The sequence below is a fragment of the Methanobacterium sp. BAmetb5 genome (assembly GCF_003491305.1).
Classification (GTDB): Archaea; Methanobacteriota; Methanobacteria; order Methanobacteriales; family Methanobacteriaceae; genus Methanobacterium.
This window is the reverse complement of the sequence record NZ_CP022706.1, coordinates 2,358,079-2,365,000: the sequence shown is the minus strand read 5'-3', so window position 1 is coordinate 2,365,000 and position 6,922 is coordinate 2,358,079. Positions and strand designations below refer to the sequence as shown.

The 6,922-nt window shown below is 43.4% G+C and carries 8 protein-coding genes (1 of these 8 cut by a window edge); 2 read left to right on the top strand and 6 right to left on the bottom strand.

Going from position 1 to position 6,922, the window contains the following annotated elements; all coding sequences use genetic code 11:
* From CIT02_RS11800 to CIT02_RS11790, 3 genes are all read right to left on the bottom strand, one after another.
* A protein-coding gene (locus CIT02_RS11800) for a class I SAM-dependent methyltransferase (protein WP_292612741.1) crosses the window boundary here: on the bottom strand, positions 1–295 show its 5' portion. 281 nt of this gene lie to the left of the window's left edge; the window shows 295 of its 576 coding nt (coding positions 1–295); the start codon lies at positions 293–295; its stop codon lies beyond the left edge, outside the window.
* Positions 296–407: 112 nt separating this feature from the next.
* On the bottom strand, positions 408–1,676 hold the full coding sequence (locus CIT02_RS11795; protein WP_292612739.1) for an ABC transporter permease: 1,269 nt from the start codon (positions 1,674–1,676) through the stop codon (positions 408–410).
* A 4-nt stretch (positions 1,677–1,680) separates the two neighbouring features.
* Complete coding sequence (locus CIT02_RS11790; protein ID WP_292612738.1) at positions 1,681–2,622, bottom strand: ATP-binding cassette domain-containing protein; 942 nt, start codon at positions 2,620–2,622, stop codon at positions 1,681–1,683.
* A gap of 193 nt (positions 2,623–2,815) precedes the next feature.
* Between CIT02_RS11790 and CIT02_RS11785 the strand changes: the two genes are divergently transcribed.
* Positions 2,816–3,043 (top strand): hypothetical protein, encoded by a 228-nt coding sequence (locus CIT02_RS11785; protein ID WP_292612736.1) that lies wholly within the window; start codon positions 2,816–2,818, stop codon positions 3,041–3,043.
* A 41-nt stretch (positions 3,044–3,084) separates the two neighbouring features.
* Here the strand turns inward: CIT02_RS11785 and CIT02_RS11780 are convergent, their stop codons facing one another.
* From CIT02_RS11780 to dph5, 3 genes are all read right to left on the bottom strand, one after another.
* Positions 3,085–3,651 (bottom strand): DUF1847 domain-containing protein, encoded by a 567-nt coding sequence (locus CIT02_RS11780; protein WP_292612733.1) that lies wholly within the window; start codon positions 3,649–3,651, stop codon positions 3,085–3,087.
* Positions 3,652–3,818: 167 nt separating this feature from the next.
* On the bottom strand, positions 3,819–4,763 hold the full coding sequence (locus CIT02_RS11775) for a DNA adenine methylase (protein ID WP_292612731.1): 945 nt from the start codon (positions 4,761–4,763) through the stop codon (positions 3,819–3,821).
* A gap of 78 nt (positions 4,764–4,841) precedes the next feature.
* A complete protein-coding gene (gene dph5 / locus CIT02_RS11770; RefSeq protein ID WP_292612730.1) occupies positions 4,842–5,627 on the bottom strand; it encodes a diphthine synthase in 786 nt (261 codons plus the stop codon).
* Between the two features lie 145 nt (positions 5,628–5,772).
* Here dph5 and CIT02_RS11765 point away from each other — a divergent pair, with 145 nt between their 5' ends.
* Complete coding sequence (locus CIT02_RS11765; RefSeq protein WP_292612728.1) at positions 5,773–6,804, top strand: class I SAM-dependent methyltransferase family protein; 1,032 nt, start codon at positions 5,773–5,775, stop codon at positions 6,802–6,804.
* The last annotated feature ends 118 nt before the right edge of the window (positions 6,805–6,922 follow it).

Here is a 6,922-nt window from a genome sequence, read left to right as displayed (position 1 = left end):
CCCCCAAGGGGATGTTTAAAGTCATGTCCGCATTTACGACCTCCATATTTCCTATTTGAAGTTCGTTGATTTCTTTTTTCAGTGTATCCAGACTGGGTTGATAGGCATCCAGGGCATAGACTTTTCCCCTATCCTTCACCACCTTTGATGCTTCTAAGGAGATGAATCCATCCCCACAACCAGCATCAAGGAATGTTTGACTTTCATTCAATCCTGCAGCCCCTAAAACACGTTTAGAGTCCAGAATATCCCGGGTAGATTTACCATGGTGTTTATGGCCGTGCTTTTCTGACATTCCACTATACCCCCTTGGTTTACAAGTTTTCCTTTAATTCATTCTTATCCATGGACAATTATATTTACATTCATTTGCCTGATAAGACTTTTTTTCCTGACAAGACTTATTTTTAGTTTTCAGCCTGTAATCTGTTTTTGGCAAAGAGTCCCACACCAATGACAAACAGGATCACCGTCAGTAGTACCGCCCATCCCACTTGGTAGGCAATGGTTTCCCAGCCCCCACCATAGGTTAGGGTGGATCGCAGTGCACTTAAGACATGGGTCCAGGGCAGGAGGTCGTAAAGCTGGAATGACTGCCCCCAGAAGTTGGCTATCACCACTTGGGGCAAGGGGAAGAAAGCCCCCACCAGGAAACTGGTGGGAACACTGATGAGGGTTCCCAGGTTGGCTGCTTGTCGGTCATTACGGGCGAAAGCCGCTATTATCATCCCCAGAGAAACAGAGGCTATCCCCCCAATTATTCCCACCAAAACAGCCAGTAGAAGGGTGTATATTCCCCCCTGCCAGTGAAATCCAATTAAAACCGCTACTATCAGGAGGATAATCACCTGGGCCGCTGCTACCAGGGACCATGGTATTAATCCTCCGAATAAAAGGTCAAATGAAGTCATTTTTGACAGTTTTAAACGGGAAAGGGTTCCTTTTTCCACTTCTCGAGTTAGACCCGCAGCCACCGTGGTGGTTAACAGCAGTATGGCAAATACGATCATTCCCGGGGCCATGAAGTCAAAGGTGGTGAAAGAACCGGTTCCTGGAATGGATTCCACCTTGGTCTGGAGGTAGGTGTCAGCGGTTACTCCGGAACTACCGGTAATTGTCATCTGTATCTCACTGACCATTTTATCCTGATATTGCTCCAGAACACCGGTTAGTATCCCCTGGGTGGTTCCAAATCCAGTATATCCTGTGTCTCCCCGGATAACTAACGTTGAAGAAACGTTAGTTGATGCTGATGTACTGGTTAAGGACTGTTGCTGTAAAGTGCTGGTGATGAGGGCCACCACAGACTGGGAGAAGTTTTCCGGTATGATCAGTTCGGCATCCACATCCCTCTGCTTGATTTTTCCATCAGCTTCACTTTCGGTGGTGGTGGTGACGTTAAACAAATGCACATCACTATCTTGATACTGGGAATCCTCCAGTATTTTAGTGAGGTTGTTACCGAAATTCACCTGTTCCCCTGTTAGGGGCATGGTTGCTCCTTTATCATGGTTGACCACAGCTAAGTTGTGTGGTTCGTTGCTCTGACCCATCCCGCCAAAGGCAAATCCGAACACCAGCATGAAAAACATTGGAAACAGTAATATCATTGCCAAACCTCGGCGGTCACGGGTTAATTCTTTAAAATCCTTTTTGGCTATACTAATAAACTTCATCTTCTCACTCCCGCAATCCAGTCCCAGTTAAATCTATGAATACATCTTCCAGGGTGTTCTGCCGTACTGAAAGGTCCAGAACATGGACTCCGCTAGTTTCCACGGCATCAATAATTTGGGGGAGTTTACCCACTGCATCCAGGGCACGAACATTCAGGGCGTCCTCTACATTAACCACGGAATGCACTCCATCCATTACCGTCAGGATATCAATTACTTCTTCATTTTTATCCGGGTCCGAGAGTTTCATCTCCACCACGTCCCCTTCTCCTATCTCCTTTTTCAGGTTGGATGGTGTGTCCAGTCGTAGGAGTTTACCATGGTCTATTATGGCTATGCGGTCCGAAAGCCGGTCGGCTTCATCCATGAGGTGAGTGGTCAGGATGACGGTTTTACCTTCTTCATCTCGCAGGTGGCGTATGTAATTCCATAAAACCCTCCGTGATTGGGGGTCCAGGCCCTCGGATGGCTCGTCCAGCACCACGATTTCTGGTTGGTGGACTACGGCCATTGCCAGGTTCAAGCGACGTTTCATGCCTCCGGATAACTGATTTACCACGGTGTTGGCCTTATCCTGCAGGAAAAGATCTTCCAGGAGTTTTTCCACCCTTAACTTCAGTTCATCCCGGGGTACTTCGTACATGTCCCCCATGAGCAGGAGGCTTTCTTTACAGGTTAAAAAGTCCCAGAGGACCAGTTCCTGGGGGCAAATACCGATTGTGCCTTTTTTTACTTCTTCCACGTCCTGGCCATTGATTAAAACCTGGCCACTGGTGGGGCGTAACAGTCCCACCATCATGTTGATTGAAGTGGTTTTCCCTGCCCCGTTGGGTCCCAGGAAGCCAAAAACTTCACCTTTCTTTATTTTTAAATTTAATTTATCCACGGCCTGGAAATCACCGAAATTCCGGGTGATATCACGCGCTTCTATAATTGTATCCGTCACTGAAATTCCTCCCATTCAAAAATCAAATGATAATAGGTTATATGGAGATATAAAGTAATAGGATTCCTTTTGATGAAAGTTTTCCCATAAATCCAGATTATAAATTTATTTCCCATGAAGAACAGATCAATGAGTAGTAGTTGGATGTTGGGAGTATTAGTTGAACCGATAGCAAAGTCCAAATGGTGATGAGATGATTGACCGAATCGAAGTGACTATGATCAATGAAAGTGTGCACAACTTTCGCCGTGGAGAATTTGGAGTTGAATCCATTGAAATGGATGAAGACCGAGGTTTAATTGAGATTATTTATACAACACAGGACAGTGGACGGAAAATAGTGCTTCTTCCCCTGGAAAATGTGGAAAAATGTGAGTTTATCGAGAAACTGGATAAACACCAAAAGGATGAAGAGGATTAACCGTTAATAAATATTAAATAAAATTTTATCCATGATCATCCTTATTTGAGTTTGTTCTGGTAATATCTGGAGTATATTGCACCCAGCGGATTGTGGGCAAGTACTCGGTCTTTCACAACCAGGGTGGTGACTGGAGCCTGGGAATTCTGTGTAAATAAAATGTCATGGCCCATACACAGTCCCACTATAATGTTAAGTTCCGTTTTTTTCTCATTCAAAATATTAGCCTGTCCAACCGGGTTGCACATGACTTCAAAGCTCTTTTTATCAATCTGCTCCAGATTGAATTCTGATTTATCAATACCACATACCTTGCAGCAGACGGAGTCCACCTTGAAATCTTTCTGTAACAGATCACCGATCTGGCGTGCTTCACCTTCTAAACCCACACAGAATGCCAGTCCCAAGTGTTCATAACCCATTTCCCTCGAAAAAAGGATGAGCTCTTCAATTCGTGTTTTTTCCATATAGTACCGGGCTTCAATTGCAGAAGATGCTTCCAACAACTTAATATCATCATTGGTGTAGAATTTTTTAATTCTTTCTCCATTTTTAAGACAGTCTTTACCATTGAAACAATCCTTATCCTGACAAAAAGCACAGTTCAAAAATAATTCCTCCTTAAATAAACTTAAACTTCATTAATTAGGATAATTAATCCCCATATCCTAAAATAATATCTTACCTCAGATATTACGGGTTTTTAGGGATCTGTAAAATTATGTAGAATCATTAGATTAGAATTTAATAATCATCTTAAATCTTGATATTCAATTTATTCCTGGAAATTCCGGATGATCAACTCCTTTATCTCACCCCGGCTGGCGGTGTTAGAGTTTATGTTACGTTTGGCCGGGACTCGTTCTATTTTATAACCCCGGTACAGTTCATCAAAGAAATTATCAGCCGGGTCATTATTTTTAGGGTCACTGTTACTCAGAATAAGGTAGGCACCCTGGGAATCCATTTCCTGGTAAAATCTGGCTAATTTTTCCTGATCATGGTCACTGAATCTTTCCCGGGAGTAACTGGTGAAGTGGGAAGTGCTGTTTAAGGGCCGGTAGGGTGGGTCCATGTACACTAAAGTATCTTCTTTGATGTATTGCCTGGCCTGGGTGAAATCTGCGCACCGGACCTCTGTTTTTTGAAGGGCCTGGTGAACTGCTTGCAGGTTTACTTCATCACAGATGTTAGGATTCTTGTACCTGCCGAAGGGTACGTTGAACTCACCCTTACTGTTGAGACGAAAGAGTCCGTTGAAACAGGTTTTATTCAGGAATATCAAAGAGGCAGTTCTGGAAATCCACTCATCACCATAATCAGTGTAGTTCATCAAGGGCATATTCCGGTTGAATTCAGCCCGGATACGGTAAAAGTTATCTCTTCGGGCATCTTCACTCTTCTGAAGATGTTCCCCTTCCATACCTTTTAAAAGAGTGATTAGTTTGTGGGGGTCCTGCTGAATAACCAGGTAGGCCATTATTAATTCTGGATTAACATCCAGGAGAATGGAATCCTGGACCTGGTAATGGTTTTTCAGGTAGAAGAACATGGCCCCACCACCAACAAATGGCTCCACATATCGTTCGATAACCCTGCTTTCCTTTATTGATGGAGGTAATCTCTTTTCAAGTTCAAAAAGTAGTTGAGTTTTCCCCCCCGCCCATTTCAAGTAGGGTCGGGCAATATTAAAGTTTTTTTCAGCTATATCATTGGCCATTTCTATGATCCCTAAAATACATTGAATTTATCCTCGGATTATTTTTTAATCCCGGTCTTTTATTTTTTTGATTGGGATTTATTCTGGCAGAATATGTTCTGGTGCTCCTCCCAGGATAACCAGACCTTCTGCCTCCAGAAAGTGCAGATCACCGGGTATTATCATGCAGTGCAGTGGCCCACCAAAATCCTGTTCAACCAAAACACCCACCCGATGGGCACGTACCAGTGGCTCAGGAGAACCCGCCCTGGCTATCACCACTGCCAAAGTGTCAGTGGTTATTATTCCCTCATTTCTTTCATTTTCCACACGTAAAAGGTATTTCAGTCCTTCATTGGCTGTCATGTAATAGTCACGGTGCGCCTGTATATCCAGGAGCACCAGGGTGTGCAGTCCCATTTTCCTATTCTCGGCAATAACCTGATAAGGAGAATGTGGAAAGTAGTTATCCTCCGGTCGGGGTATGGTGGTTACTTTCCCGAACTTGTAAGCCTGCAGGCCAGCAATGCCCGGGGCTGCCGAGAGAATGGATGAAGCATGTATCACCCTGGTTGGGATGCCCTTTTTTCGGGCTTCCATCAGGATATCAGCATGAGTGGTGGCCATTAAGGGGTCACCTGCAGTCAAAAAGACTACATCTTTAATTTCTGCCTGTTTAAGGGGCAAATTTTCTTCTTCCACTTCTTCACGACGCAGAATGTTAATGGTCACCCCGGCCAGGCTTTCCAGGGATTTGAGATCACCACCGAATAATCGGGCAGTATAGAATTCAGCATAAACAACATCAGCAGATTTTATAGCTTCCAGACCATTTATAGATATGTCTTTTTCATCGTAAAGTCCCAGTCCAACCAGGTAGAGCATTTTTTTCACCTTCAACATCTAATTATAGGATGAAAGGTTTATAAAATTTTATTTCAAAAGTTAACATAACTGGTTAAACTAGTTGTCCTAACAACTAATAAATTAGGATAATTATTTAGTAATTAGATAATATTCGAGGAATTCCATGATTGGTTTAAAGGTCCCCAAAAAAGAAGCCAACCGCATCCGCCTTATTCTACTGGAGAAATCATTTCTGGATCACCACTGGAAGATCAGACGTTTTGAAGAAAACGTTTATCTACCCTTAACTCAAAAACCAGACCCTGATTTTTTGAAAGAACTGGGACTTAAACTGGAAAATATCGTTGAGACTGATTTTGAAGAACTTAAAAAAAGGCCCCGTAACATTGAAGACTACCTCCAGGGTAGAATACCCTCTGAAAAAATGGAGGAATTTAAAAAATCCTTTGATATAATGGGGGATGTGGTGATCCTGGAGATTCCCCCTGAATTAGAAGAAGAAAAGTATCTTATTGGAGATGCAGCTCTAAAGTTCACCAAGAGAAGGTCAGTTTACCGTAAGAAGAGTGCTATTAAAGGTGTTGTCCGCACCCGGGAACTGGAACACTTGGCTGGTGAAGATGTCTCCGAAACCATCCACCGGGAACACGATTCTAGAATAATGCTGGACGTGAAAAAGGTTTATTTCAGTCCCCGTCTGGCCACGGAAAGGAAGATCGTGGGGGACCAGGTCCAGGATGGAGAGGTGATCATTGATATGTTCACCGGGGTGGGTCCCTTTGCCATCAACATCGCCCGCCGGTCTAAACTCAAGAATGTGAAGATCCACGCCATTGACATCAACCCCCCGGCCATAGATTACCTCCAGGAGAATATTCTCCTAAACAAGGTACAGGGCAAGATCAACCCGTTACTGGGGGATGTGGCCGAAGTTTTAAAGGATTTGGATGTAAAAGCCGACCGGATTATTATGAATCTACCGGGTACTGCCTGTGAGTTTCTCCCGGTGGCAGTGGACCATTTAAAACCGGGCGGAATCCTCCATTATTACCAGTTCAGCCGTGATTTCGACAACCCCATAGAAAAAGTGAAAAATGCAGCTTACCCCCGCCAGATAGAAGTTTTAGGTAAGCGTAAAGTTAAATCCCGGAGTCCGGGAGTGTGGCATGTGGGAATTGATGTTAAAATCAATTAAAAGTAAACCACTTTTTTTTTAATTGACTGATTTCATCTCTAAAAACCAATATCTAAAACCATAATATCTTTAATGGTTAGTTATATCTTTAAAATTAAAAAAAAGAAGAAGAGAATCC